Raw genomic sequence first — 25,776 nt, 5'->3', positions numbered from 1 at the left:
ACTTGATTTTAAACAACATAGCAGATAAGACCTATAATTGCCATGTCAGGCTTAACGAGAATGGAAATGAAACGATACATTTTTATGGTGTCAGACGGCACCGGGATCACTGCAGAATCTTTAGGCAACAGTTTGTTAACCCAATTTGAGCAAATACAATTTGAAAAACAAACCATTCCTTATGTTGACTCTATTGAAAAAGCAGAAGCGGTAATAAATAAAATTAACCATTGCTATGAGGAAACCGGTATAAAGCCCATTGTCTTCTTGACATTGGTCAACCCGGAAATCAGTGCCCATATAAAAAACTCCAAAGCCAGTATATATGATTTGTTTAATACTTTTCTTGCACCTCTGGAGCAGGAATTGAATACCAAATCTTCTTATACGGTGGGACGCACGCATGGAGTGAGTGATACGCAATCCTATAACCAGCGCATTGAAGCGGTAAATTATACCCTGGCTCATGACGATGGCATAAAAATTAAAGATTATGACAAGGCTGATATCGTTTTAATTGGAGTATCCCGCTGTGGTAAAACTCCAAGTTGTTTATACATGGCGCTGCAATTCGGTATACTGGCTGCAAACTATCCTTTTGCCGAAGAAGAGTTGGCTGACTTTCGCCTGCCGGATGTGTTAAGACCCTATAAACATAAATTATTTGGCTTAACGATTGATCCGCAACGTCTGCAGCATATTCGTACGGAACGCAGGCCCAACAGCCAATATGCCTCCACAGAGCAATGCCGCCGTGAAATTGCTGAGGTAGAAGCCATGTACAAACAAGAAAATATTCCTTTTATCAATTCCACCCGTTATTCAATTGAAGAAATTACCACAAAAATCATGGCGACGGCGGGCATTAAACGAAAAATTTGAGAATAACAGCATGCCTGGCGAAAAGATAAGGCCCAGTTAGAGCAACAGCAATAACCGGGCTAAAATATTCTACTTGGCAAAAGCCCACATAGCCATAAAATCCACCACAGACATTGCTGCCAAGGAATTGGTGTCGCTCATGGCTTGCATGATTTTTTCCACTTGAGCCGCAGAAAAATGAGTACTTACATTATGTTTAAACTTAGACAAGAGGACAGGTATCCCTTCTTCCCGGCGCCTTCTATGCCCGATGGGATATTCCACGGTTACCAATTCACTCTCACTGCCATCGTTAAATACAATTTTCATGCTGTTGGCAATCGAACGCTTTTCTGGATCATGATAATCGCTGGAAAACTGCTTGTTCTCGGATACAGTCATTTTTTCGCGCAATAGATCAATGCGTGGATCAGAAGCGGTTTCATCCTCGTAGTGTTCGGCACGCAGATCGCCATGTAAAAGAGCCACAGCGACCATGTATTGCAAACAATGATCCCTGTCTGCAGGATTATGGAGCGGCCCTTGTTTGCTAATAATACGAATAGCCGACTCATGCGTAACTAATTCGATGCGGGCAATGTCTTGCAAACGGTTTTTCAGTAAAGGATGTAAGGCTGCCGCACATTCCACTGCAGTTTGTGCATGAAATTCTGCAGGGTAGGAAAGCTTGAAAAGGACGTGCTCCATCACATAGCTCGCATAGGGCCGCTGAAATTTAAACGGCTTTCCTGCAAATAGCACATCGTAAAAGCCCCATTTGGGGGCGGTTAATGCGCTAGGATAACCCATTTCACCCGTTTGACTAATAAGAGCCAATCGTACAGCACGAGCTGTAGCATCTCCCGCGGCCCAGGATTTACGCGAGCCTGCATTTGGGGCATGCCGATAAGTCCTTAAGCTTTGACCATCCACAAAAACCTGCGAGAGCGTGCGCTGTATCATGTCTTTATCGCCACCCAGCAAAGCAGCTGCAACGGCAGCACTGGCTGTTTTGACCAGGAAAACATGATCAAGCCCCACGCGATTAAAACTGTTTTCCAATGCCAGGCATCCCTGGATTTCATGTGCCTTAATCATGGCAGTCAGCACATCTTGCATAAGCAAGGAAGGTTTTCCTTTTTTTAAATTTTGTCGGCTGACGTAGTCGGCAACAGCAAGGATGGCTCCCAAATTATCCGATGGGTGTCCCCATTCAGCTGCAAGCCAGGTATCATTAAAATCAAGCCAGCGAATGATGGTGCCGATATTAAACGCAGCTTGTACCGGATCCAATTCGTAATCCGTTCCCGGCACCCGCGCACCATTCGCCAAGAATGCGCCCGGTACAACAGGGCCTAACAGCTTGGTACATTCCTTGAAACTTAGGGCCAATATGCCACAGCCTAATGAATCCATTAAACAAAGACGTGCTGTTTCAAATGCTTCGTGACTTTTAATCGGGGTATGCAGCACATAATCGGCAATGTCATTCATTACTTGGTCGTAATTCGGTTTGATATTATCTTCTACAAATGTGTGCATCAATTTTACCTCGCATCGATGGCAATATAAGGACGCGCTTCCGGCCCGGTGTACTCTGAAGTTGGCCGGATCAGGCGATTATCTGCTCGTTGTTCAAATACGTGTGCTGACCACCCCGTAATCCTTGACATGACAAAAATGGGTGTAAACAGGCAGGTTGGGATCCCGCAAAAGTGATAAGCGGAAGCACTATAAAAATCAAGGTTCGGGAATAAATCTTTCTCACGTCGCATAACTGCTTCAATACGTTCAGAAATTTTAAACAGCAATATTTCTTCTTGGGATTTAGCCAATTTTCTTGCCCATTCCTTGATGATATCGGAACGAGGGTCGCAGTCTTTATAAACACGGTGCCCAAACCCCATGATTTTAGCTTTATTGGCGAGCATCACCATTAACTGCTGCTCGGCTTCATCAGGGCTTTTAAAGCGCTCAATAAGCTCCATCGCGGCTTCATTGGCCCCACCATGCAACGGCCCTCTTAATGTACCGATGGCACTGGTGATGGCTGAATAAAAATCGGATAGGGTAGCCGCAGTTACGCGTGCGGCAAAGGTGGAGGCATTGAATTCGTGCTCGGCATATAAGATTAATGAAACATTCATCATATCGCGATGCAAGCTAGGCGGATTTTTTCCATGCAACAAAGCTAAAAAATGCCCACCGACACTTTCTTCATCACTTTCCCCGCTTATCTCCTTACCGAATTGATGATAGTTATACCAATAGCACAACATACCTGGAAATATAGCCAATAAACGATCAGCTATATCATACTGCTCGGAAAAATCCTTTTCAGGTTCCAGGGTCCCCAGCATGGAACAGCCGGTGCGTAAAACATCCATGGGATGCGTCTGTTTTGGAATCAGTTTCAAAACAGATTTTAAATGCTCAGGCAAAGAACGCAGACTGATTAACTTATTCACATAAGTAGCCAATTCGGTGCGGGTGGGTAACTGCCCATAAATTAATAAATAAGCCACTTCTTCAAAAGTTGCATTTTCGGCCAAATCTTCAATGGAATAGCCACGATAATTTAATCCAGCTCCTGCTTGCCCTACAGTAGCTATGGCAGATTGACCTGCAATCACACCTTCCAACCCTGCTGATTTATTTGCCATCCTGCTCTCCCTTATACTCATCCAATTTTTTTTCAAAATCATTGTACTTTAACACTTGATAGAGATCATTACGCGTTTGCATTGAATTCAATACGGCTTGTTGCGTCCCTTGCCCCAGAATAGTTTGATAGACGTTTAATGCCGCAAACGACATGGCTCGGAAAGCGCTCAATGGGTACAAAATTAACTTTACGCCGGCATTTTTTAATTCTTCTTTTGTAAACATTGGGGTTTTACCAAATTCGGTGATATTCGCAAGGATGGGAACTTTCACCTGCATGGTGAACTCACGATAATCGTCCAGACTCGGTAATGCCTCCGCAAAAATCATGTCCGCACCAAGTTCTGTATAAAATTGTGCACGTTCTATGGCCGCTTGCAAACCTTCATTTGCGTAAGCGTCAGTCCGAGCCATGATGACAAAATTTTCATCCAAACGGGCATCGACCGCTGCTTTGATTCTATCGCCCATTTCATGCATGGACACTATGGATTTATTGGGGCGATGGCCGCAACGTTTGGCGGTCACTTGATCTTCGATATGAACGGCAGCCACTCCGGCGTGTTCCATCAATTTAATCGTGCGCGCGATATTAAATACATGCCCGAATCCAGTATCGATATCAACGAGGAGGGGAAGCGAACAAGCTTGAATGATGCGCCCTGCATCTTCAAGTATTTCTGCAAGTCCGGTCATGCCTAAATCCGGCAAACCATAAGAGGCATTTGCCACTCCTGCACCGGAAAGATAGAGCGCCCTCGCCCCGGCTGTTTCAGCCAACATCGCAGCATAAGCATTGATTGCCCCTAGAATTTGCACGGGTGGCTGCGTATTGACTAAATCCCGAAACTTCTTTCCCATGGAAGCTGACATCGATTGCTCCTTGCAACGCGTGAACAGCATTTTTAACATGGTAACGAACTAAATGGCAACAGCAAATAAGGCCGCTATCTTAGAAAACTTTCCTACTATTCTTTAAAAGCGTGTGATATTTTTACTGCGATAAAATTCATATTCATACCTTTATGACCATTTTAGTATTTGACATTGAAACCATTCCTGATCTTGAAAGCGGCCGTAAACTCTACGGGCTGGAGAATCTTGCCGATAGCGATGCCGCCCGTGCATTATTTGCATTGCGCCGCGCGAAAGTAGGCCATGATTTTTTACCGCATTATTTGCAAAAAATTATTGCGATTTCATTGGTGCTTTGTAATTCTTCCCAGTTAAAAGTCTGGTCATTAGGCGATGTGCATGCTGATGAGCAGGAATTGATCCAACGTTTTTTCAATGGGCTTGATAAACACACGCCTACGCTGGTCAGCTGGAATGGCTGCGGTTTTGATCTGCCGGTTCTGCATTATCGCGCTCTGTTTCATGGCATAACTGCATCCACGTATTGGGAGGCGGGCGACAACCAGCAGGAATTTCGCTGGAATAATTATTTGAACCGCTATCATTATCGCCATCTGGATTTGATGGATGTTTTATCCGCTTACCAAATGAAAGCAAGCGCCCCTTTGGATGAAATTGCCACTATGCTGGGTTTTCCCGGGAAAATGGGAATGAGTGGCGAGAAAGTCTGGGAAGAATATTTGGCAGGAAACATCCAAGGCATCCGCGATTATTGCGAAACGGATGTACTCAACACGTATTGTGTTTATCTGCGCTTCGAACTCATGCGCGGCTGCATCACCAAACCAGAATATGATAAGGAAATAATGCGGCTAGGCAATTATCTTGCTGCAGAAAAAGATAAGCCGCATCTCCAAGAATTCTTAAAATGCATGCCCTAGGCCAGGGCAACGAAAGTTGTCATTGGCTAGGGCAACATGCTTTGTACTACTTTATCCCGATCAATAAAATAGTGTTTCAATGCACCTGCCACGTGCAAAATCACTAACGCTATCAACACCCACGCAATGGTTTCATGAACGCCATTCATTGTTTTGGCCAATTCTTTATCGGGCGAAATAGGCAAAGGCACTGAAAATAAACCAAAGTACACCGGCGTTCTGCCGGCAGCAACCGACATAATCCAGCCGCTTAGCGGCATTGCAAATAAAAACACATAAAAACTGTATTGCACGCCCCTTGCCAGTAGTCTTTGCCAAGCAGGAACCGTTTGCGGCAATGGCGGTTTACCTTTATACAAAATCCAAAATAAACGAAGCACCATTAAAAATAATACTGTTAGACCCAAGGATTTGTGGATCATATAAGCAACAGGCTGGTATTGCTCCGGCACATCTTCCAGGAAAAAACTAACCGCGAGCAAGATAATTACGAGACTGGCAATTAACCAATGCAGCCACTTTGAACCCGTTGAATACCGAACATATTCTTCCGGATTGCTATAGTCTTGAGAAATTTTACTTCGATGTTTAAGCACGTTTACTTCCTTATAATGACACACTCAAAAGAACTTATCTTACTCATTTTAATGGTTATAGACAAACCCAAGCGCTAGACAATGTTGCACCCTGCCACACGCCTATGTAAGCCCGGATAACCGCTAACGCGCAGTTATCCGGGAAACAGACAAGATTAGGCTTCTTCCAACAGAGGCTTTTTCTCAGACGTTTGGATAGTGGTTTGCGTCAAATCCAACAATTCACGTATGGCAACGAAAAACATGGTATAGTTAAGTCCGCCCGATGAACGCAAATTAGCTAAAACTTGATGCCATCTCTCGATAAGCGCCGTATGACTTTCAGACCAGGATTGAATCAGTTTTGCAGAATCTTTCTTATTATCTGCTTGAATGATACTGGCTGTTAACTGACGTTGTTGCCAATCCAAATCGTCACGCAAGGCTTCTCTGGATAAGACTTCCCAGTGATTTTCTGTTGGATGAATAATTACTTGTAAACGTATCCATTCCAAATCCAGAAAAGAACCAATATTGAAATAGACTTCTGCCACTCTGGTGATGCTCGTATCCAGCTGATGAGCTACCTCAATAATATCCATTACGGCAAACAAGCCTTTGGTTATGGTTAACTCATGAGCCAGAAATTCCGAAATGCCCCATTGTAAATATTTCTGATAAGTATCGTCATACAATTTACGATCCTGCTCACCGAGAACTTTCGGCAGAGCGGCTTTTATTTCCTCAAAACCTGGCGCATACAATTTGACGGTCTTGCTGATATCCAATTTCATCCGGCGATTACGCAAGAACCAACGCGAAATTCGACGCAGTAATCTTACATAAAGCATCATCATTTCAGTCTGCTTTTGCGCATCAACGCGGCCATCCAGTGCTTCAATCTCCGTCCAGATGGCATTCATATTAATAACGCTTCTGGCTATCATGTAGGCACGCACAATAGCAGAAATTGGGGCCCCGGTTTCATCCTGTAGACGGTAGACGAAATTAAAGCCCATTTCATTGAGAATAATATTGCTTAATTTTGTGGCAATGATTTCTCGCTTCAATGGATGCTGCTGCATTTGCTTACTAAAGTTTTCTTGCAGCGGTTTGGGAAAAGACTGCAGCAAGAGTTGCTTCAAGAAAGGATCTTCAGGCACATCGGAAGCCAAAATAGCTTCTTTCAGCACAATTTTGCTATAGCAGAACAAGACTGCAATGGCAGGACTTGTTAATCCTTTGCCAGCAGCTTTTCGCTCGACAAGCGCCTTCTCATCCGGTAAAAATTCAAACGCCCTGTCCAATTTACCTGTGCGCTCCAGTTCATGGATATAACGGCTGTGCAACCCGAGCGAGCGAGCAGCTTGGGTTGCCATTAAACTGATAGCACGTGTTTGTAAATAATTTTCCCGGAGCACCAGCTGCGCAACTTCATTCGTCATTTCACCCAGTAGCTCGTTACGCTGCTTCGTCGTAAGATCGCCCGCAGCCACGACCGAATTAAGCAGAATTTTGATGTTTACTTCTTTATCGGAGCAACTGACCCCAGCCGAGTTATCGATAAAGTCGGTATAAATCAATCCTCCATGCAGGGCATACTCCATCCGCCCTAATTGGGTAAGGCCAAGGTTGCCGCCTTCCCCAACGACCTTGCAACGAAGCTGTTTGCCGTTGATGCGGATTGCGTCATTGGTGCGATCGCCAACTTCTGCATTGGGTTCGGAGCATGCTTTCACGAATGTACCGATGCCTGCGCTCCACAATAGGTCCACTTCCGCTTGCAGCACAATGCGTATTAACTCATTAGGCTCAACGGCAGCTTGTTTAATGCCAAATAATTGCTTCATTTCCTTGCTGACGACGATTGATTTGGCATTGCGGTTAAACACGCCACCACCTTTCGAAATCAGTTTTTTATCATAATCCGCCCAGGTTGAACGCGGTAAATTAAATAACCGCTGGCGTTCTGCAAAACTCAGTGCAGGATCAGGGTCTGGATCGATAAAGACATGCATGTGGTTGAACGCAGCAACCAATTTAATGTGTTTGGATAACAACATCCCATTTCCAAACACATCGCCTGACATGTCGCCAATACCAACCACAGTAAAATCTGTAGTTTGAATGTCTACGCCCATTTCGTAGAAATGACGTTTTACGGATTCCCAGGCCCCTCTTGCCGTGATGCCCATTTTTTTATGGTCATAACCAATAGAGCCGCCGGATGCAAACGCATCTCCCAGCCAGAATCCATATTCTGCCGAAATTTCATTGGCAATATCAGAGAATGTAGCGGTACCTTTGTCTGCTGCTACGACCAGGTAAGGATCATCCTCATCATAAGTGATTACATCATTTGGCTTGATGATGAGACCATCTTTATAGTTATCAGTAATATCCAGCAAACCGCGGATGAACAAACGATAACAATTGATGCCTTCTGCCAATATTTCCTCGCGTGTGGCATTAACCGGAAATTGTTTAACCACAAAACCGCCTTTAGCACCACTTGGCACAATCACAGCATTTTTAACTTGTTGCGCTTTCATCAAGCCAAGGATTTCTGTGCGGAAATCTTCTCTCCGATCCGACCAACGAATTCCACCACGGGCCACTTTTCCACAACGCAAATGCACGCCTTCGAATTTTGGAGAATAAATAAAAATCTCGAACATGGGATAAGGACGAGGCACCCCGGCAATGGTCTTGCTGTTTAACTTGATAGATACATAATTCTTAGGCTGGCCTTTTTTATCCAACTGGTAATAATTAGTGCGCAGAGTCGATGTAATTGCCTGCACATACTGGCGAATAATTTTATCTTCGTCCAAATTATCCACAGCATCCAGATCCGACAAAATTTCAGCGACCAGCGCGTGTATCTTCTTTTCCCGGTCTTTTATTGTTTTTGGATTGAAATGCAATTCAAATAATCGCACCAATTTTTTAGAAATCAATGCATTATTATTTAAGGCTGAAATAATGTAATTCTGGCTGAAGGTAAATCCTATCTGCTTGAAATAGCGAGCATAAGTGCGCAATACCGTCACTTGCCGCCAGTCAAGCCCTGCCGCCAGTACCAATTGATTAAAGCCATCGTTTTCTGCATCGCCGAACCAAATCTTGGTGAATGCATTTTGGAATAAATCGCGAATATCATCAAAATTGAATTCGCTGTCGCGGGTATAATGCAATGCAAAATCATTAATCCAGGTAATTTTTCCATCGTTAAATTTAAGTAAATACGGACGCTCGCTAATGGCGCGCATTCCTAAATTTTCAAGAATGGGTAAAACATCAGACAATGGGATGGTGGTGTCATGCTGATAGATTTTTAATTTAAAGCTGCCCGAAAGCTCATCCAATGGACGATAAAAATTCATCCCCAATGAATTATCCACCGACAATTGCTCAGTGTGCTTGATGTCGAAAACTGCAGTCCGGGCTGAAAAATTCGTCATGTAAACTGCCGGGAAAGCATCTTTGTAACGTGCATAAAGATGGTTGGCTTCTTCTTCTCCGAATGCTTCGTACAAGTATTGCTGCAAATCATCAGTCCAGGAGCGACCCACTTCGATTAATTTTTTCTCGACCGCCTTGAAATCAAAGTCTTTGCTTTCGTGCGGATTGATACGAATAATAAAATGAATACGAGCCAGAATAGATTCGGAAAACCGGGTAGAAAAAGTGATTTCCTGCGCATTGAAGCTTTCGCGGAGAATTTCCTGCATTGCTTCTCTAAGCTCTGTATTGAAACGGTCTCTTGGTACAAACACCAAGCATGAAATAAAACGACGGTACACATCCACCCTTGCAAACATGCGGATGCGGCGACGCTCTTGCATGTGGAAAATACCCATGGCCATTTGCAATAATTCTTCATCAGTTGCCTGGATTAAATCATCGCGTGGCAAAGTTTCAATAATATTTAACAATACTTTGCCCGCATGGCTGCGTGGATTTAATGAAGAATTATTCATTATCAAGGCCACTTTATGCCGTAGAAAAGGAATATGTTTCGGGTTGGTATTGTATGCAGCAGACGTATATAACCCGATAATTCGGTGCTCACCTACTACTTCACCTTTTTGATTGAAGTATTTAACTCCAATATAATCGGTGTATGCATCCCGGTGTACACTGGCTAGGGTATTGGTTTTGGACATTACCAAAATTCGGGGCGATAAGGTAAGTTCGCGGGCTTCGGGCGTCATCGCTGAAATGCTGCGCGCACTGGACTTGCTCAAGCCTGATCTTAATACGCCTAAACCTGTTTCCGGTATGGCTTGCAGGATAGTTTCTTTATCTTTATGAATTAATTCATAATCCCGTATGCCCAGGAAAGTGAAATGGTGATCTTCAATCCAATGCAAAAAAGCTTTCGTTTCTTCTACTTCGTTAGGATCCAGATTTTTAGGAGCTCTATCCAGCTCTTCAATCATGGATTTCACTTTTTTACGCATAGGCAACCAGTCTTCAACCACAAGACGATTATCCTCAAGGACACGCTCAAAATTTCGGTGCAGTTCATCCAAAACTTTCGGATCGGTCTGCCTATCAATCTCCATCAATATGGTGGAATCAAACTGAACATCGTCCGAAGTTTCGCCATTTTGCGGTAAAATAGCGGTTATTTCATTATTTGCTGCCCGTTTTACACGCAAACCACCAAGATGCATGATCAAATGAGAAGCCAATCCCATACGGTTGACGACCATACGAATAGAATCCACCAAAAAGGGCATGTCTTCACAAGCGATTTCCACTACAGTGTGAGTAGTCTGCCAACCATGGCGCTCAAAATCAGGATTATAGATGCGAATTTTTACTTCGCCGGGCGCACGGTGTTGGATGAGGGGCCAGAAATTAATTGCAGCACCGTACAGATCGTCAATGGTCCAATCTTGTAAATCCTCCAAGGCCACTGTACCAAAAAACTGCCGTATAAATTCAGCGCACAACTTGGCTTGATCGCTACTCATTTTTTGTTTTATCTTGTTAACGACCGCGTCGATGATTAAATCTTTACCTTCTTCAAATTTATAAGACATGCATCACCCCGTTTAGCATGATAATAGTAATTCATTGTGGTGAATTATATACCCATTGTAGCTGGTTTTGCGATATTTAAGAGCATTTTGTTTATTTGCATTAATGCCGGAAATGGTTCTACTGGTTTTTGCATATTTTTTATTCAATACACACTACGCTACCTACTTTAACCCAGAGGGATAACTCGATAATATCGGCATTATTCATGCGTATGCAGCCTCTGGAGCCTGGTGTACCTAAAGGCGTGATATCAGGAGTGCCATGAATGTAGATGTATCGTTGCAAACTGTCTACGCTTCCTCCTTTATTTCTTCCAGGCTCCAAGCCATCCAGCTGCAAAATTCGGGTCAAGATCCAATCTCGACCCGGATATTGCGCCGCCAGTTCTCGGGTGTATATTTCTCCTGTCCACCGGCGCGCAATGAATACACTGTTTACGGCATTGTCCAAGCCGATAATGCTGTGAATTTGGTGCCAGCCGCGTGGCGTACACTCGCTTCCCTCTTGTTCGCCCAAGCCATTTTTACCCGTAGATACCGGATAGGTTTTATGGAGGTCATCACCAGCATAACAACGCATGGCTTGTTCCTTTGCCGAGATAAGGATAAGTTGATTATTAAATAATTTCACCTGATACTAACCGTTTTAATATTAACAAATTCCAAAATTCCCTCCTGCGATAACTCTCGCCCATATCCAGAGCGTTTAATGCCACCGAAAGGAACTCTAGGATCAGAAGCAACATAAGCATTAACAAAACAGCTTCCCGTCTCAATTTCATGAGTGGCAATTCGCTCACCGCGTTTAAGGTCACGAGTAAAGATAGCGGCTCCTAGCCCATAACGGCTTTGATTGGCCAGGCGGATCGCATGTGCCTCATCTTCAGCCTTGGTAATAGCAATGACAGGGCCGAACAATTCATCGTCAAAAGCCGGCATGCCTGGACACACATCCGTTAACACGGTGGGGGGATAATAAAACCCCTGGCAATGAGGTATTTCACCGCCAACGATTACCTTTGCACCTTTTTCTTTGCTCTCCATCACTTGCTGATGCAATGTGTTGCGCAAATCTTCGCGTGCCATGGGACCAAAATTGGTAGAGGGATCCAGTGGATCTCCCATTTGATAGCCTTTAACGCGCTGCAAAATTTTTTCGAGTATAGCATCGAATACTTCGTGTACGACGATAGTTCGTTTTGCTGCAATACAGACTTGGCCACTGTTGTTTAAACGCGAAAGTACAATATTTTCCGCCGCCAAATCCAGATCTGCATCAGCGAGCACCAGATAGGGATCATTGCCGCCAAGTTCCAGGACTACTCTTTTTAAATGTTTCCCAGCATTGGACGCAACGATACTGCCCGCTTGTTCGCTGCCTGTTAACGTAACTGCCACGATTTTTTCGTGAGCAATGACTTTGGCGGCCAAGTCATTGTCTAATATAAAGTGCTGAAACAAATGCTCAGGAAAACCCGCTTGCAAAAATAAATCTGCAATGGCGTTTCCGGCACCGGTAGAAATCGGCGCATGTTTTAAAATAGCCGCATTGCCTGCCATAATGGTTGGCGCTGCAAAGCGAAAAACCTGCCAAAATGGAAAATTCCACGGCATGATGGCAAATACAATACCCAAAGGCTGATGGCTTACTATTGTTTTTTGCATCTCTGTTTTAATAGTACGCGCAGCCAGGTAGGATTCTGCTTGCTCGGCAAAATGCTCGCATACCCAGGCACATTTTTGCATCTCAGCCTTACCTGCGCTTATGGGCTTGCCCATTTCTTTCGCCATTAATTCAGCATAACTGTCTTGCTTTTTCCGCAATAGTTCAGCCAAAGTCAGCATGCGTTGCTTACGCTGTGCAAAATCTGTTTTCCGCCAGGAGAGATAGCAAAGGTGGGCAGCATCAATATAGGCGTTCACTTGATCCGCCGTAAACAAAGGATAGCTTTGCAATGGTTTTTCAGTTGCCGGGTTCATCGTCGTAATTTGCATGGTAACTCCCTTTAGTCGCCTGGTAAAAGTGTAGTTTATTTTGCTGCCGAGCAAACACTAGATATAAACTCAGCATATTTCATGCTGTTTAAAGCATGCATTCCTTATTTTTATACAACTGATAACTTATAGTGAATAACTTGCATTAAACTACAGCAGCCAACCGGTTTTTATAAAAAATCAAAGCATAAATTACTTGCTGCACATTGTTAACCGGCTTTGCAATTGTTGCACATGACTTTTGATTGTTGTTACTATTCCTTGATTTTCCTGATTCTGCCTTGCGGAACTGAAAAAATACCAACCATCCCAGTAGGATAACTGATGAATAATAAGAAAAAAAATTCTTACTTTTGGCATTTCATAGCCTGGTCTGTGCATGTATTTACAGCAAGTGCAGCGTTCATAGGCTTACTCTCTCTCTATAAGATTTTTCAGCATGAATATATTGACGCTTTATGCCTGATGGCTATTACCGTTTTTATTGATGCAGTAGACGGAACTTTCGCCAGGCTTGTAGGTGTTAAGGAAATTTTGCCGCAAATAGACGGAGCACTTTTAGATAATATTGTAGATTATTTAAATTATGTAATTACTCCAGCTTTTTTCTTGTTAGTTAAACCCGGGATGCTCCCCGAAAACTATGCTTATTGGATCGTTCTGGCAGTCACGATTACTTCTTCCTATCAATTCTGTCAGGCTGATGCAAAAACTGCGGATCACTTTTTTAAAGGCTTCCCCTGCTATTGGAATTTTGTTGTGTTTTACATGTTTATTTTTAATACTAATATGTACACCAACACCCTGATCTTACTCATTCTCAGCATTTTAATTTTCGTACCTATAAAATATGTCTATCCTTCGCGTTTGGATTATTTAACCGAATCCAAAACATTAAAAATAATTATGCACACTTGCTCACTGTTATTTGGCATAAGTTCTATTCTTCTATTGTGGCAATATCCCTATAGCCACCCTTTATGGCTGACGATTTCCCTGGGATATGTTGCCATGTATTTAATATTAAGCGGCTACCGCACTTACTCACCGATGATTATGGCAAAAATTGCTGCCCATAAGGATTAACTTTTGGATTCCTTTTAAGATTAAGCAAGTAAAGCTTTTTCCTTTTTCCAATTTTAATTAAAATAGCGCCTTTCAATGATTTGAGGCTTAAAATGGGCAACAACATAAATAAAATATTCGTTTCTTTTTTAATATTGCTTTCATTTAATGATATTGGTTTCGCTGCCACCTTTCCGCATGGATGCGAAGTCACGGGTTTTGGATTTAATACGAATTACCTTGTCTTAAATGAAAAAGGAGATCAAACCTTTTACTTAATTCAAAACCGCTCCAACATGCAAATTGAACTGGAGCGTTATGAAATACGAGATGTGTTCATGAGTCCAAAGCTGCAAAGTAAAATTGATGCACAAAATTGGTCTGCGTTTGCCTCAGATGTCCAAAATTTACACTTTAAATGTTATGCGCACCAGGATGCGAATAATACCTCATTGGTAAATTGCAGCGATGTTCTTGAAGTATGCCAATATCCGCGCGTTAAATTTGCCCTGAGCAATATGGGCAATTACTGGGTTTCAACGAACAAACCACAAAATCAGGTGATTAAAGATGCCGCTGCCAAGGGAATTTTACTCCGCTGGTAACTTGAGTGTGCAAACAATCAAGCCAATTTTTTTTATTTTTTTAGGTATCATTGGTGCACTGATTATCTTGTTAGGTTTTAAACAACCCCCTACCGCCGCACAGATTTATTACGTTGCAGGGGCAAGTTTATTATTAACTACCGCAGTTTACTTTAAATTGACCTATTACATAGCCCTCGAGCTTATTCTTCTTGCCGGGCACGGGGCTATCTTGCTTGGCATTGGGCCAGTTCTGCAAGCTAGTCTGCCCATCATGCTATCGCTGCAATTATTAGTTTATTATTTATTAAGTGGCGAATTGCGTATTTTTAGACTCATTGGCATTACCGGAATCGCTTTGCTATCCATTGGTTTTGCATACGCCGATCCTTGGATTTTTTTCTTTGGCAGCCTAAGCATTGCCGTATTTGCAATGTACAATGTTTATCAAGGTAGACACATCGCGCTTCTATGGGCTATTTTGAATTTGGTATTTACCTTTGGTACTGCCTTTAAGATTATTTTTTAGTTTGTTGTCATTAATCAAATCGGGAGAGTTATGGCCAGGACAGAATCTTCTATGTTACCGTTGGGAACACAAGCACCGCTTTTTTCTTTATTGGATGTCACAAGCGGTCAAAAAATCAACTTAAACGTTGATTCAAAGTATATTGCTACTGTCGTCATGTTCATTTGCAATCATTGCCCTTTTGTTAAACACGTCAACCAACAATTGACGAAATTAGCATTTGATTATATCCCCAAGCAAGTGAAATTTATTGCTATTAATTCCAATGACGTGGAAAGTTATCCGGATGACTCACCGGAAAATATGCAAAGAGTTGCAAAAGAGCAAGGTTATCCCTTCCCTTATCTATTTGATGAAACGCAGGAAGTTGCTAAAGCTTATCATGCTGCTTGCACTCCGGATTTTTTTGTATTCGATGCCGATCTTTCTTTGGTTTATCGTGGCCAGTTGGATGATTCCCGCCCGGGAAATGGCGTTGCGGTCGATGGCCATTCAATACGCAAAGCTTTGGACGCCTTAATTGAGGGTAAATCTGTGTCGGCGGAACAAAAGCCCAGCATTGGCTGTAACATTAAATGGAAATCCTGAGGTTTTATGAATTATCAATTAATTTTCTACGTACCTGAAGCAAACCTGGAAGAAGTAAAACAGGCATTATTTGAGCTTGGTGTAGGAAAATTGGGGAATTACGAGCAAACCTGCTGGCAATCTCTGGGACGCGGACAGTTTCGCCCTCTGGAAGACGCCAACCCTGCAATCGGGAAAAAGCAAGAGCTTAATTTTGTGAACGAATACAAAGTAGAAATACTTTGCAGTGATGAATTAATTCATCTGGCCGTACAGAAGTTAATTGAAGTACATCCCTATGAAGAGCCAGCCTATGCGGTCATCCGCTTGGAACCTTTTTAATGAAGCCTGAGATAAGGAATTTTAACCATCCTGACTAGTAAGAAATTACCCGGTTGCTGCTTAATGCATAACCGGGCATATACATTATTACTTGGCAGCAACAATTTCAATCTTTAAATTGGCAATGACATCGCTGTGCAAATGAACTTCAACAACGTATTCGCCTACTGAATGCAGCGGTCCTTCAGGTAAAACGATTTCACGTTTGCTGGCTTCAATGGATCGCTCTGTTAAGGCGTCTTTAATTTCATTCACACCTACAGAACCATATAACTTACCTTCATCGCTTGCCTGAGCCGAAATTACCACAGTGATATCGTTTAATTTTGCAGCGCGTTGCTCTGCATTGGCAAAAGCTTGTTGGGCTTTTTTCTCCAACTCAGCGCGGCGCTCCTTGAACATTTCAATGTTTTTTTCTGTGGCAAATACCGCCTTATTCTGGGGAATAAGATAATTTCTACCATACCCGGGCTTTACAGAAACTTTATCGCCCAAATTACCCAGACTTCTAACTTTCTCCAATAAAATTACTTCCATCGCTAACCTCTCATATTCTCTTATCTGCTTGATTTGATATATATAATCTGAAATTAAACAAACTATCCAATGATCCGAATAAAACGAACACGGGCACGATCACCAACGGTACCAAAAAAATAGGAACAATTAGCAATAAAGCGCCTATTGGTTTCCTGCCAAACAAAGCAAATCCCAAACTCAACCCTGCAGCCAGAAAATAAACAATCAATGCGGGCAAAACATTCATAGCCAGAGCATTCTCCTGACTGGCCGCCCATAAGAAGGCTGCCAGCAGTAAAAGCCCTATTTTTTCCGCACGAAAACCTAATATTTCCCGTGAAAAACCACCCGGATAAAAAAGTTGAGATTGCACAGAACGTGCCAGGAATAATGATAAAACGGCTGAAAACAAGACCCCCACAGCTTGCACGCCTAATAAGTAATTGGCAAGCAGCAAAGGACTCAAGTCGTTATCATTAATGAAATCCAGAAGCACGCTTTCTGTTTGCATTTCCTTAATTGCTGTGTATATGTAGTGATATTGCGCCAGAATAAAATCGGGTGCACAGGTTTGCAAAAGCAGCATCACTAAAAATACTTGTAGAAAAAATGCACCTGCAACAGCGCGCCAGCTCGCCGTTAACCGTAAGACACAAGCCCCCAGGTAACAAGGCAAAAAAGTGAGCAAAGAACTGATTGCAGCATTTTTATAAGACAGCGTAGTTAAAGAAATAAAATAGGCAAGCACGGTAACAATCAGTACAAAACCGCCGTCACGCACTCCGCGCCTTAAGGTAATCAATGCTATTATAGCCACGGATAACCAAGCCGTGTAAGGAAGCAATGCAAGAGCGATTGCAGCTATCAAAGCATGCCAGTAATTCTCTAGCAGAAACTTCCCTTGATTACGTATTAAGCGACTTAGCCGAATCATTTTAGTTTTAATTATTTATGGCTATCGCAGTAAGGCAACAAACCAATATATCTTGCGTGTTTTATTGCTTTAGCTAGTTGCCGTTGAAAGCGGGTTTGCACGCCAGTAATGCGACTGGGAACAATTTTACCGGTTTCACTAATGTAGTTCTTCAGCGTGGCAATATCTTTATAATCAATATTGCTTACATCTTCAGAAAAACGACTCATTTTTTTACGACGAAAATAGGCTGACATAATTATTCTCCCTTAGGCTGCACGTGTTTCTTTTTCTTTTTTCATCATGACAGACTCGGTGGTAACTGCATGTTTTTGCTTGATTACCAAATATCTTAATATGGCATCGTTAAACTTAAATGCAGTTTTGAGTTCGTCTAGTGCAGCTTGATTACACTCGATATTCATTAAAATGTAGTGGGCTTTATGAACATCATTGATGGTGTATGCCAATTGTCTTCGGCCCCAGTCTTCCTTACGATGAATAATGCCTTCCTGCTTCTTGATAATGCCCTCATAGCGCTCAATCATCGCTGGAACTTGCTCGCTCTGATCAGGGTGTACCAGAAACACAATTTCATAATGTCTCATGATTTCTCCTTGTGGATTAAAGTCTTCCGCTTATGGATTAACGGTAAGACAAGGTTAAAAAAACGCTCAATCATAACCTATTTAAGACACAGGAGCAATTTTTTTGGTCAAAATGAGGGGGAGAAAATAGACTAAAAGAGGCGCTCGCTTATTTTATTGAGATGACTATTCAACTGGATGGTTTAAATCCGGCAGGATCATTACTTTTTTCTTTTTCTAAACTGTTTACAAAATCTTTGCTTTGCGTACTAACCCGGGCAAAAAACGTGATGTTGGATTCTTTCTTATATATTTGCTGAGGCTTGACATCAATTCCCTGACTTGCATTTTTTAGTACTTCATCAATCGCGGGCTTTATTTCATCATTTTCAATAGCGGATAGCTTATTTAAAGACTCTGCCAAGGATTCACTATAATTTTGTTCAGCTTTTTTAAGCTCCTGCTGAAAATCCTTTATTTTGTAAAAAGCGCCGACCTCCTCGGACCAAAATTTAGGCAGCCACTTAACCAAAAGGGTCTGCAACCGCAGCAGCCATGTATCATGTTTTTGGATAAATAGGCTAACCTCAGTATCAAGATTTTTAACCTTTGCCAGGCTTGCCGAATTTTGCTCAATTTTTTCCGCCAATTCTTTAAAGGAATTTAAGGCGTTTATCTGTAGTGAATTGGCTTTGATGGATTGCTCCAATGCTTCTGTTGCATCATGTTGGGCTTCTCCAAGCATTGATTGGGCCTGTGCCAATTGTGAATCTATTCCTTGCTGATATTGACAAGCTATGGCTTCTAGCTTTTGATTGACAATCGTCAGAAGCTCTCGCCTACACTGTTTTTCAATTTCAACAGGATCATGCTGCACTAAAACATTTACAATTGTCTGGGCAGCGTCAAAAACGAATTGTTCACATTGATTCATTGTTTTATCAAGGGTGTTAGCAATCCCGGTGAAAATTCCCCAAAATGTCGTAGCGGTTTCCGACGGTGAGATTAAGGGTTTATTGGGCGCATGCTGGACTGCTGGCTTAATCTGCATAATTTTATTATGCAATTGCTGATTTCTCTTTAAATCGGCGATTTTCCTATATTCTTCATTATCGTTTAGCAACGAATAAATATTTTTTGGAGAGTTTAACTCTGCTTTAAACTGATTAAGTTTATCTATTTCTTCATTTTTTCCAGAAAACTCTTTAACCCAACTCAGGTATTTTTCATCTGCTGATGACGGATTCTTTAAGGCATTAATAAATTGCTGGATATTGGCTTTTTCTTCTTCAAGGCGTTTTATCTCATTAGCCTTATCCAATACTTTAGCTCGATTGTCGTTTTCTTGTTTTAACAGGGTAATGATCTCGCCTGCTTTTGCCGAAATTGTTTTGTCTTGTTGCTTTAATATCGCTGTAGATTGTTCTTTAAGTTCGTCTTGACTGAGAAATTTAACCGACAACAACTTGAGTGGAGGAACTTCTTGCTCTTTGGGCTTCTCCAAAGTTTCCTCTGGGCTTGATAATTCTTGTTTTTCAATGCTGATCTTTGTACCAGCATCTTGTTCACCGCTTTCCTGCGGCATGAACTCTTTAGGCTCCTTATTTGGCGAGTGTTCTTGAGCAGCCAGGATTTTTTGAACCCGATCAAGCAAAGTATCCATTTGCTTAAAATCAATCGCCTTACCTGCAGACCATTTGATTAAGCGCGGCAAAGAATCAATATAAAGTTTTATAAATTTCAATACCGCAAAAAGAGATTTGAACAATTCCAATCTCAGCGCTTTTTTATCATCATTGACATTGGCGTATTTATCCAGCCAATCATTACATTGTTTAATCAGAATGGGAATTAATCTTGGTCCGTCGGTAATTAAATTCTGATAGAGTGGGGTAAAAGTATCTTTTACCTTGTTTAATATCGCCCGTTCTTCGCTACTTTCTGCAAAAGCATTTGCATGTTTATCTAATTCCAGGAAACCATAGGCAACCGCCCCTCGTAAAGGTTCCTTATATTGATTAATTCCCATAAATACGGAAGATTTTTCCGTAAGGCTCACCATGTTTTGAAATGAATGGCTTGTCACATAACCATCAATTAGCTCGACTGTGTTAAATACCGTTTCTTCGCTTGCTGCTTTTGCCTGACGCCAATTGTTAAATCGCTCTTTTAAGTCTTTGTCTGGCATATGGCCTCAATGTCATCTTTCTTTCATTAAATTATAACATTAGAGCAAATTTATTTCTAATAGAACCAAAAAAAGACAATAATTTACTGATATCAGCCCTTTTTTAAACTGAAAAAGCAAGAAAAAAATACAATTACATTTGCATTTGTGTTATCAATAAGTTATAAGATATTAAAAAATAAAGAGGTTTTTTCGTATGCGTATTGTCACAATCCCTTTTGAAGAACCCTTAATAATCTGTATTGACGGCGAAATTGTACAGCTTATTGCTTTTCAAACGCAGGAACATGGCAATATAAAATTTGGAGTAAATGCACCTCGCTCCATCAATGTGCACAGAGAAGAAATTTATCATGCCATAAAGCAACGGGAAATTTCGGTAGAATAGTCCCACCTGCGATTATAGAATACACTTAATAAATAAAACGCGTGCAAATTCTTAAGTAGGTATGTTTTTTAATGCATATAACACGTTCTCGATGCACCTTGTATGCGGCTGCCCTGCTCATGGTTCTATCGCTGCTGGCGATGGGAGTTAATTTCTTTTATTACCGCTACCCCGGCAACAATTATTTCCCTCCTCATACTCCTGTTATTTTTCTAACTTTATTACTCGTCTATAGCGGGCTTTCCTTACAATTCGGGAATTCAACCAGATTAACACGGCTCTTAAAAAAACTTAAAGAAGTCATTTTTTACTTATTGGTTATTTTAATACTCACGTTTGCCAGTAATGCAGTTCAGTATACTCCCTTTCCCCCCATTGATGAGTACATTGTATTTTTAGAAACCTCGATGGGCATAAACCTGGTTGAATGGATGGCATGGACAAGTGCGCATCCTGCTTTTAAAGCCATGCTCAATTTTCTCTATTATAATTTACTGGATCAAATGATTGTTTTTCCGCTCATCATCATTGCTGCGGGACGGTACCATCTAATTCGCGAATATTATTTTTTTTTGTTAACAAGCGCCATCATAGGCCTTACTTTTTATTATTTCTTCCCTACCACAGCGCCAGCCAGCGTCCTTAAAAGCCCATATTTTAACCAATTCCAACAAGCAACTGGCTTGAAATTTTGGGAAATTCATCACCATATAAAACCATCAACACTGGAAGGTGGCTTAATTGCGCTGCCTTCCTTTCATGTCATTTGGGCTTGGTTTTGCTTGTATATGCTACGTGAGTGGCGCATCTTATTTTATATTTTTGCACCCATTAATTTCTTTTTGTCACTTTCCTGTGTCCTATTGGGCTGGCATTATCCGATCGATTTATTGGGTTCTGTAATTGTTATCTTAATCACTCACTTTCTTCATTATCTTTGCCATAACTTCAGGCGCGAGTCCAAGACGTGACAAGAGTCTACTCAAGCTCAGCCCCATGCATCCGGTTTATGCTGAAATCCTGCTTTGTGCCGAGGGATATTAACTATCTTAACCGGCGTCCCTACAGGCACCTTGCTAAATAAATATTCCATGTCTTCAGCAAGGAGGCGGATGCAACCTGCAGTACTGCGTTTTCCAATGGCATACGGATTGTTGCTGCCGTGGATGAGGTATGAAGGCCAACCTAAGCGTAAAACATGCATCCCTAAGGGATTTGCAGAGCCAGGAGGAAATGTTTCCGGGAGTAAAACACCATTTTTAGCATTTTCTGCGCGTAATTTGGAAGAAGGCCGCCAAGCAGGCGCACGTTCCTTGGCGATGATCTTGGTTAAACCAGTAGGAGTGTTCCATCCTTTACGTCCTATGCCGACTGGATAGGTAAGTACAACATTATCCTGTGCCGGGAAAAAATAAAGCCTGAACTCTGCCAAATTAATTACCAGAGCCGGACGGGAAATTTTAGGCAAAACAAATCGTGAGGGAATCATGATGCGAGTATTTGCCTGTAAGGGAGCGTGGGGAAGTAACCTAGGATTTGCCCGCACAATTTCATGAGAACCTATGTCATGCTGCAATCCTATTTCCTCAAGGGTTTCTCCAGCTTGCGCACGAACATACTTTATCTCCCCGACTGCGTTTTCATTATCGTGGACTATAAAAGTGAGTGCAAACATTGCTTTACAATGCAGCAGGGAAACCATAAAGCAAAGATTCGTAAACAATTTCTTGAAGTTAAAATTATTCATAGGGACTTAACAGGAATGATGGGCAATTCTTTGATTGCCCATCCTGATAGAGTATTAATTTAAATTAACGTCTACCTTAAAACGATCCCCGTACTGGGTTTCGAGCTTAGCAAACAACTCATTGAGTTTATCGTGCCCAAACTGTTTTGCATAATGCATGGGCCCACCGCGAAATGGAGCAAAACCTGCACCAAAAATCATACCGCCGTCTAATAAATCAGCATCGGCAACTACACCCTCGCGTAGGCAAGCAGCAGCTTCATTCACCATGCGTAAAATTAATCGATCGGCAATTTCTTGATTACTGCTGGACTGGCTTATTTTCTGCTTAACGGGTTTTCCATTTTTATAACGGTAAAACCCTTCACCGGATTTCCGACCCAGCTTACCAGCTTGCACCATGTCGCGCAATTTTTGCGGAACGGTTCCTCCAAAATGCGCAGTCAAGTTTTCTGCGACGGCAAGGCACACATCCATACCAACCGTATCAGCCAATTCCACAGGCCCCATAACCATGCCAAATGATTTCGCCGCCTCGTCAATGACTTCCGCACGGTAACCCTCATCCAATAACTGCACGCACTCCATTAAATAAGGCATCAGGACTCTGTTTACTAAAAACCCGGGGCTCGATTTAACCGGTAAAGGCAGGCGCCCAATTTGGCCGACAAATGTGCACGCTTGTTTTTGTACCAATTCTGCAGTGTTCAAGCCACTGACTATTTCTACTAATTCCATTTTTGCAACCGGGTTGAAAAAGTGAATTCCTACCAACCGCTGCGGATTTTCCATCACTGCACTGATTTCATCCAAGGGAATGCTCGAAGTATTCGTAGCAATAATTGCTTCAGGCTTGGCTTGTTTTTCTATTTGCTTAAAAATTTGTTGTTTCACATTCAAATTTTCAAACACCGCTTCAATGATGACATCAGCACGTGATATGCCAAATCCATCCGGATCAGGTATCAGGCGATCCATGGCTGCTTGAATAAGTCTGGGCTTGCGCAGTTTCTTCTTAAATAAAGCATGAGCCCGCGCAATCGCCGGTGCCAGCTGCTCAAATGATCGGTCTTGTAATGTTACGCGCAAACCACGCAAAGCACACCAGGCAGCAATGTCCCCACCCATTACGCCAGCCCCTATGACATGGACATAACGGGCATGAAAATCATTGTTTTTGGCAAAGCCTTTCATGCGTTCACGTAATTGGAACACACGAATCAGGTTCGTAGCAGTGTCATTTTTCGTGATCAATTGCTCTACAGAATCCGCTTCTTTCAGGTATGCCCGATCGTCAAACCCACCTTCCTTCTCCCATAAATCCACTACAGCATAAGGAGCAGGATAATGTTCTTTCCTTACCTTTTTAGCCAATTGGCGCCTGAAAACTTTGGCCAGGAGCATGCGAGCCCAAGAATAATTGCTTAAAGATTGCCAAAAACTGGGTTTGTGCTTACGGGGCTTCTTATTAATAAAATGAATGGCTGCACGTTTTAATTGGCGAAGCGGCACCACATCATCCACAAGCCCCAACGCTTTGGCACTGGTAGCCGAAAGCGAAGCGCCGGGTAATATGACTTGCGACAATGCATGAAAGCCGCCAATTAATTTGGGTAGACGCACTGTACCGCCCCAGCCGGGGTGAATACCCAACAATACTTCTGGCAATCCCAACCGCGTATCCCTATCATCCGTTGCAATGCGATAATCGCAAGCCAATGCCAATTCAAGCCCTCCCCCCATGCAAAAACCGTCAATCATAGCAATGGTAGGGAATGGCAGGGCTTCGATACGGGAAAAAACAGCCTGACCCTTTCGCAAAAAATCCACTGCACGGCCCGGATCACTAAATTTTGAAAATTCATTCACATCGGCGCCGGCAATAAAGCCCTTTTTCTTTGCTGAATAGATGATCAAGCCTTTAGTAATATTTGTTTGAGCGAGTTCTTGCAGCAAACCATTGAGTTCGTCCAATACTTCATCATTTAAACTATTTACCGTCGTATCTTTTCGATCCAGTCCCAACCAGACAATGTGATCATCATCATGAGATACTTCCCAATGTTTATAATTATTCATGTCCTATCACCTCAGTCACCCGCTCCAGATACATAGCTCCGCCCTGCCCCCCGCCAATGCAAATGGCAGCCATGCCACGTTTCCCATTATGCTGCTCTAAATTTTTTAACACATGCAAAACAATGCGCGCGCCACTGGCTCCAATTGGATGGCCGGCAGCGATTGCTCCACCGTCTTTATTTAAACGATCCAGGGAAGGCGAGCCCATGACGTCTTTTAATCCCAGCTGCGTGCGGCAATATTCCTCATCATCCCAAGCGGCCAGACAAGCCAATACCTGTGCGGCAAACGCTTCATTGATTTCCCAACAGTCAAAATCATTCGGCTGTAAATTATGCCGCTGCATGATGGGAGTGGCTGCATGCACAGGACCAAGCCCCATTTGTGCAGGATCCAAGGCAGCCCATTGGGAATCGACTATGCGTCCCAACACCGGCAAATTGAACTTTTTAACCGCTTCAGCGCTTGCAAGCAGTAATAAACATGCGCCATCGGTAACCTGCGAACTATTCCCAGCAGTCACCATCCCGTACTTATCAAAAAATGGTTTTAATGTAGCCAGCTTCTCGACACTGGAATCGGCACGTATGCCATTGTCTTGCAAATATAATTTACCAGCAGGATCAATCATGGGAGTAACTTCAGTCATACGGCCTTCTGCATAAGCATGCGACAAACGCATATGGCTTTCATAGGCAAACTGATCCATTTGTTCGCGAGTGATATTGAAGCGATAAGCTAGTTTTTCTGCAGTTTGTCCCATATTAAGACCCACAATGGGATCCGTTAGCCCACGCAACAGGGCGATAACAGGAGCCAGGTAGGAAGGGCGAAATCGGGTCATCAAACCCAAGCGCTGCTGCACATTTTTAGCTGAATACCATTGTGCAAGCCATGCAGCCATTTTTTGATTAAACAGTAAGGGAGCATGGCTCATGGCATCTGTCCCGCCTGCCAATATTAAATCACTACGCCCGCTTGCAATTTGCAGGGCGGCATTATCCAGCGCTTGCATTCCAGACGCACAATTCCTCATTACTGTAAATGCCGGGACTCTCTCACCGCAGCCTAATCTTAAGGAAGCAACCCGGGCAATATTCGCTTCATCTGGCCCAGGCATAGCCGAACCAATGATGACTTCATCTAAATCGGTTGGCAAGAAAGGCTGTCGATTTAATAAAGGTACGCCGGCCGCTACTGCTAAATCTGATCCGCTAAAAGGGCCAACACCCTTTGCCTTCAAGAAAGGCGTGCGATTGCCGTCAACGACATAAACCTCTCTTCCATTCAAATTTGACTTCTGCTTCATTACTCCTCCTGATA

General features: G+C 42.6%; 24 protein-coding genes. 9 read left to right on the top strand and 15 right to left on the bottom strand.

The window, feature by feature from the left end; all coding sequences use genetic code 11:
* Positions 1–66 precede the first annotated feature (66 nt).
* Positions 67–882 carry a pyruvate, water dikinase regulatory protein gene (locus NKV53_RS02690; protein ID WP_126954860.1) on the top strand — a complete coding sequence of 272 codons (816 nt, stop codon included), beginning with the start codon at positions 67–69 and terminating at the stop codon, positions 880–882.
* Between the two features lie 69 nt (positions 883–951).
* On the opposite strand, the gene NKV53_RS02685 is transcribed toward NKV53_RS02690, so the two are convergent.
* The 3 genes from NKV53_RS02685 to prpB are packed head-to-tail and all read right to left on the bottom strand — an operon-like array spanning position 952 to position 4,398.
* Positions 952–2,403 (bottom strand): bifunctional 2-methylcitrate dehydratase/aconitate hydratase, encoded by a 1,452-nt coding sequence (locus tag NKV53_RS02685; RefSeq protein WP_126954861.1) that lies wholly within the window; start codon positions 2,401–2,403, stop codon positions 952–954.
* A gap of 5 nt (positions 2,404–2,408) precedes the next feature.
* The gene (gene prpC, locus NKV53_RS02680; protein ID WP_126954862.1) at positions 2,409–3,524 is read right to left on the bottom strand and encodes a 2-methylcitrate synthase; all 1,116 of its coding nucleotides are present in this window, start codon (positions 3,522–3,524) and stop codon (positions 2,409–2,411) included.
* Entirely contained in the window at positions 3,514–4,398 is an 885-nt protein-coding gene (gene prpB, locus NKV53_RS02675) for a methylisocitrate lyase (protein WP_127057359.1), read from the bottom strand. The genes prpC and prpB overlap by 11 nt, the downstream gene beginning before the upstream one ends.
* Before the next feature lie 152 nt (positions 4,399–4,550).
* Here prpB and NKV53_RS02670 point away from each other — a divergent pair, with 152 nt between their 5' ends.
* Positions 4,551–5,321 carry a 3'-5' exonuclease gene (locus tag NKV53_RS02670; protein WP_126954864.1) on the top strand — a complete coding sequence of 257 codons (771 nt, stop codon included), beginning with the start codon at positions 4,551–4,553 and terminating at the stop codon, positions 5,319–5,321.
* A 26-nt stretch (positions 5,322–5,347) separates the two neighbouring features.
* Here the strand turns inward: NKV53_RS02670 and NKV53_RS02665 are convergent, their stop codons facing one another.
* The 4 genes from NKV53_RS02665 to NKV53_RS02650 form a co-directional block, all read right to left on the bottom strand.
* On the bottom strand, positions 5,348–5,917 hold the full coding sequence (locus tag NKV53_RS02665; RefSeq protein WP_233579789.1) for a cytochrome b: 570 nt from the start codon (positions 5,915–5,917) through the stop codon (positions 5,348–5,350).
* Positions 5,918–6,072: 155 nt separating this feature from the next.
* Positions 6,073–10,950, bottom strand: a complete 4,878-nt coding sequence (locus NKV53_RS02660; RefSeq protein WP_253350652.1) for an NAD-glutamate dehydrogenase — start codon at positions 10,948–10,950, stop codon at positions 6,073–6,075.
* A gap of 139 nt (positions 10,951–11,089) precedes the next feature.
* Positions 11,090–11,581 (bottom strand): L,D-transpeptidase, encoded by a 492-nt coding sequence (locus NKV53_RS02655; RefSeq protein ID WP_267900238.1) that lies wholly within the window; start codon positions 11,579–11,581, stop codon positions 11,090–11,092.
* On the bottom strand, positions 11,578–12,945 hold the full coding sequence (locus tag NKV53_RS02650) for an NAD-dependent succinate-semialdehyde dehydrogenase (protein WP_127057362.1): 1,368 nt from the start codon (positions 12,943–12,945) through the stop codon (positions 11,578–11,580). The genes NKV53_RS02655 and NKV53_RS02650 overlap by 4 nt, the downstream gene beginning before the upstream one ends.
* 324 nt (positions 12,946–13,269) lie before the next feature.
* Between NKV53_RS02650 and pcsA the strand changes: the two genes are divergently transcribed.
* From pcsA to NKV53_RS02625, 5 genes are all read left to right on the top strand, one after another.
* On the top strand, positions 13,270–14,031 hold the full coding sequence (gene pcsA / locus NKV53_RS02645; RefSeq protein WP_126954868.1) for a phosphatidylcholine synthase: 762 nt from the start codon (positions 13,270–13,272) through the stop codon (positions 14,029–14,031).
* 92 nt (positions 14,032–14,123) lie between these two features.
* The gene (locus NKV53_RS02640; protein WP_126954869.1) at positions 14,124–14,615 is read left to right on the top strand and encodes an enhanced entry protein EnhB; all 492 of its coding nucleotides are present in this window, start codon (positions 14,124–14,126) and stop codon (positions 14,613–14,615) included.
* Positions 14,581–15,123, top strand: a complete 543-nt coding sequence (locus tag NKV53_RS02635; protein WP_253350650.1) for a hypothetical protein — start codon at positions 14,581–14,583, stop codon at positions 15,121–15,123. The genes NKV53_RS02640 and NKV53_RS02635 overlap by 35 nt, the downstream gene beginning before the upstream one ends.
* 30 nt (positions 15,124–15,153) lie before the next feature.
* Positions 15,154–15,711 (top strand): thioredoxin family protein, encoded by a 558-nt coding sequence (locus NKV53_RS02630; protein WP_126954870.1) that lies wholly within the window; start codon positions 15,154–15,156, stop codon positions 15,709–15,711.
* A gap of 6 nt (positions 15,712–15,717) precedes the next feature.
* Positions 15,718–16,032 carry a P-II family nitrogen regulator gene (locus NKV53_RS02625; protein WP_126954871.1) on the top strand — a complete coding sequence of 105 codons (315 nt, stop codon included), beginning with the start codon at positions 15,718–15,720 and terminating at the stop codon, positions 16,030–16,032.
* 87 nt (positions 16,033–16,119) lie between these two features.
* Here NKV53_RS02625 and rplI read toward each other — a convergent pair whose 3' ends face one another.
* The 5 genes from rplI to NKV53_RS02600 all read right to left on the bottom strand — a co-directional run bounded on the left by rplI (position 16,120) and on the right by NKV53_RS02600 (position 20,239).
* Positions 16,120–16,569 (bottom strand): 50S ribosomal protein L9, encoded by a 450-nt coding sequence (rplI, locus tag NKV53_RS02620; protein WP_126954874.1) that lies wholly within the window; start codon positions 16,567–16,569, stop codon positions 16,120–16,122.
* Positions 16,570–16,579: 10 nt separating this feature from the next.
* Positions 16,580–17,485, bottom strand: a complete 906-nt coding sequence (locus NKV53_RS02615) for a hypothetical protein (protein WP_253350649.1) — start codon at positions 17,483–17,485, stop codon at positions 16,580–16,582.
* A gap of 11 nt (positions 17,486–17,496) precedes the next feature.
* Complete coding sequence (rpsR, locus tag NKV53_RS02610; protein WP_126954876.1) at positions 17,497–17,721, bottom strand: 30S ribosomal protein S18; 225 nt, start codon at positions 17,719–17,721, stop codon at positions 17,497–17,499.
* 12 nt (positions 17,722–17,733) lie between these two features.
* On the bottom strand, positions 17,734–18,072 hold the full coding sequence (gene rpsF / locus NKV53_RS02605) for a 30S ribosomal protein S6 (protein ID WP_126954877.1): 339 nt from the start codon (positions 18,070–18,072) through the stop codon (positions 17,734–17,736).
* Between the two features lie 169 nt (positions 18,073–18,241).
* On the bottom strand, positions 18,242–20,239 hold the full coding sequence (locus tag NKV53_RS02600) for a hypothetical protein (protein ID WP_253350648.1): 1,998 nt from the start codon (positions 20,237–20,239) through the stop codon (positions 18,242–18,244).
* Between the two features lie 196 nt (positions 20,240–20,435).
* Here NKV53_RS02600 and NKV53_RS02595 point away from each other — a divergent pair, with 196 nt between their 5' ends.
* The gene (locus NKV53_RS02595) at positions 20,436–20,627 is read left to right on the top strand and encodes a carbon storage regulator (protein WP_126954879.1); all 192 of its coding nucleotides are present in this window, start codon (positions 20,436–20,438) and stop codon (positions 20,625–20,627) included.
* Between the two features lie 71 nt (positions 20,628–20,698).
* A complete protein-coding gene (locus NKV53_RS02590) occupies positions 20,699–21,598 on the top strand; it encodes a phosphatase PAP2 family protein (RefSeq protein ID WP_127033241.1) in 900 nt (299 codons plus the stop codon).
* Positions 21,599–21,615: 17 nt separating this feature from the next.
* Here NKV53_RS02590 and NKV53_RS02585 read toward each other — a convergent pair whose 3' ends face one another.
* From NKV53_RS02585 to NKV53_RS02575, 3 genes are read right to left on the bottom strand one after another with little or no spacing between them, the layout of a single operon-like run.
* Positions 21,616–22,374: a L,D-transpeptidase family protein gene (locus NKV53_RS02585; protein WP_126954881.1), complete on the bottom strand. Its 759-nt coding sequence runs from the start codon at positions 22,372–22,374 to the stop codon at positions 21,616–21,618.
* Positions 22,375–22,428: 54 nt separating this feature from the next.
* Entirely contained in the window at positions 22,429–24,453 is a 2,025-nt protein-coding gene (locus NKV53_RS02580) for a 3-hydroxyacyl-CoA dehydrogenase NAD-binding domain-containing protein (protein WP_127033245.1), read from the bottom strand.
* Positions 24,446–25,762, bottom strand: coding sequence for an acetyl-CoA C-acetyltransferase (locus NKV53_RS02575; RefSeq protein WP_253350647.1), 1,317 nt, complete (start codon positions 25,760–25,762; stop codon positions 24,446–24,448). The genes NKV53_RS02580 and NKV53_RS02575 overlap by 8 nt, the downstream gene beginning before the upstream one ends.
* Between the last annotated feature and the right edge of the window lie 14 nt (positions 25,763–25,776).

The sequence above is a fragment of the Legionella sp. 27cVA30 genome (assembly GCF_024160945.1).
Lineage (GTDB): Bacteria > Pseudomonadota > Gammaproteobacteria > Legionellales > Legionellaceae > Legionella_A > Legionella_A septentrionalis.
Note: the sequence above shows the minus strand (reverse complement) of the source record. Positions and strands in the feature narration are given on the sequence as shown.

What these genes read in the sequence shown, in the direction of transcription:
- NKV53_RS02690 (WP_126954860.1), top strand. Translation starts at nt 67, where the DNA reads ATGAAACGATACATTTTTATGGTGTCAGACGGCACCGGGATCACTGCA.
- NKV53_RS02685 (WP_126954861.1), bottom strand. Translation starts at nt 2,403, where the DNA reads ATGCACACATTTGTAGAAGATAATATCAAACCGAATTACGACCAAGTA.
- prpC (WP_126954862.1), bottom strand. Translation starts at nt 3,524, where the DNA reads ATGGCAAATAAATCAGCAGGGTTGGAAGGTGTGATTGCAGGTCAATCT.
- prpB (WP_127057359.1), bottom strand. Translation starts at nt 4,398, where the DNA reads ATGTCAGCTTCCATGGGAAAGAAGTTTCGGGATTTAGTCAATACGCAG.
- NKV53_RS02670 (WP_126954864.1), top strand. Translation starts at nt 4,551, where the DNA reads ATGACCATTTTAGTATTTGACATTGAAACCATTCCTGATCTTGAAAGC.
- NKV53_RS02660 (WP_253350652.1), bottom strand. Translation starts at nt 10,950, where the DNA reads ATGTCTTATAAATTTGAAGAAGGTAAAGATTTAATCATCGACGCGGTC.
- NKV53_RS02650 (WP_127057362.1), bottom strand. Translation starts at nt 12,945, where the DNA reads ATGCAAATTACGACGATGAACCCGGCAACTGAAAAACCATTGCAAAGC.
- pcsA (WP_126954868.1), top strand. Translation starts at nt 13,270, where the DNA reads ATGAATAATAAGAAAAAAAATTCTTACTTTTGGCATTTCATAGCCTGG.
- NKV53_RS02640 (WP_126954869.1), top strand. Translation starts at nt 14,124, where the DNA reads ATGGGCAACAACATAAATAAAATATTCGTTTCTTTTTTAATATTGCTT.
- NKV53_RS02635 (WP_253350650.1), top strand. Translation starts at nt 14,581, where the DNA reads ATGCCGCTGCCAAGGGAATTTTACTCCGCTGGTAACTTGAGTGTGCAA.
- NKV53_RS02630 (WP_126954870.1), top strand. Translation starts at nt 15,154, where the DNA reads ATGGCCAGGACAGAATCTTCTATGTTACCGTTGGGAACACAAGCACCG.
- NKV53_RS02625 (WP_126954871.1), top strand. Translation starts at nt 15,718, where the DNA reads ATGAATTATCAATTAATTTTCTACGTACCTGAAGCAAACCTGGAAGAA.
- rplI (WP_126954874.1), bottom strand. Translation starts at nt 16,569, where the DNA reads ATGGAAGTAATTTTATTGGAGAAAGTTAGAAGTCTGGGTAATTTGGGC.
- NKV53_RS02615 (WP_253350649.1), bottom strand. Translation starts at nt 17,485, where the DNA reads ATGATTCGGCTAAGTCGCTTAATACGTAATCAAGGGAAGTTTCTGCTA.
- rpsR (WP_126954876.1), bottom strand. Translation starts at nt 17,721, where the DNA reads ATGTCAGCCTATTTTCGTCGTAAAAAAATGAGTCGTTTTTCTGAAGAT.
- rpsF (WP_126954877.1), bottom strand. Translation starts at nt 18,072, where the DNA reads ATGAGACATTATGAAATTGTGTTTCTGGTACACCCTGATCAGAGCGAG.
- NKV53_RS02600 (WP_253350648.1), bottom strand. Translation starts at nt 20,239, where the DNA reads ATGCCAGACAAAGACTTAAAAGAGCGATTTAACAATTGGCGTCAGGCA.
- NKV53_RS02595 (WP_126954879.1), top strand. Translation starts at nt 20,436, where the DNA reads ATGCGTATTGTCACAATCCCTTTTGAAGAACCCTTAATAATCTGTATT.
- NKV53_RS02590 (WP_127033241.1), top strand. Translation starts at nt 20,699, where the DNA reads ATGCATATAACACGTTCTCGATGCACCTTGTATGCGGCTGCCCTGCTC.
- NKV53_RS02585 (WP_126954881.1), bottom strand. Translation starts at nt 22,374, where the DNA reads ATGAATAATTTTAACTTCAAGAAATTGTTTACGAATCTTTGCTTTATG.
- NKV53_RS02580 (WP_127033245.1), bottom strand. Translation starts at nt 24,453, where the DNA reads ATGAATAATTATAAACATTGGGAAGTATCTCATGATGATGATCACATT.
- NKV53_RS02575 (WP_253350647.1), bottom strand. Translation starts at nt 25,762, where the DNA reads ATGAAGCAGAAGTCAAATTTGAATGGAAGAGAGGTTTATGTCGTTGAC.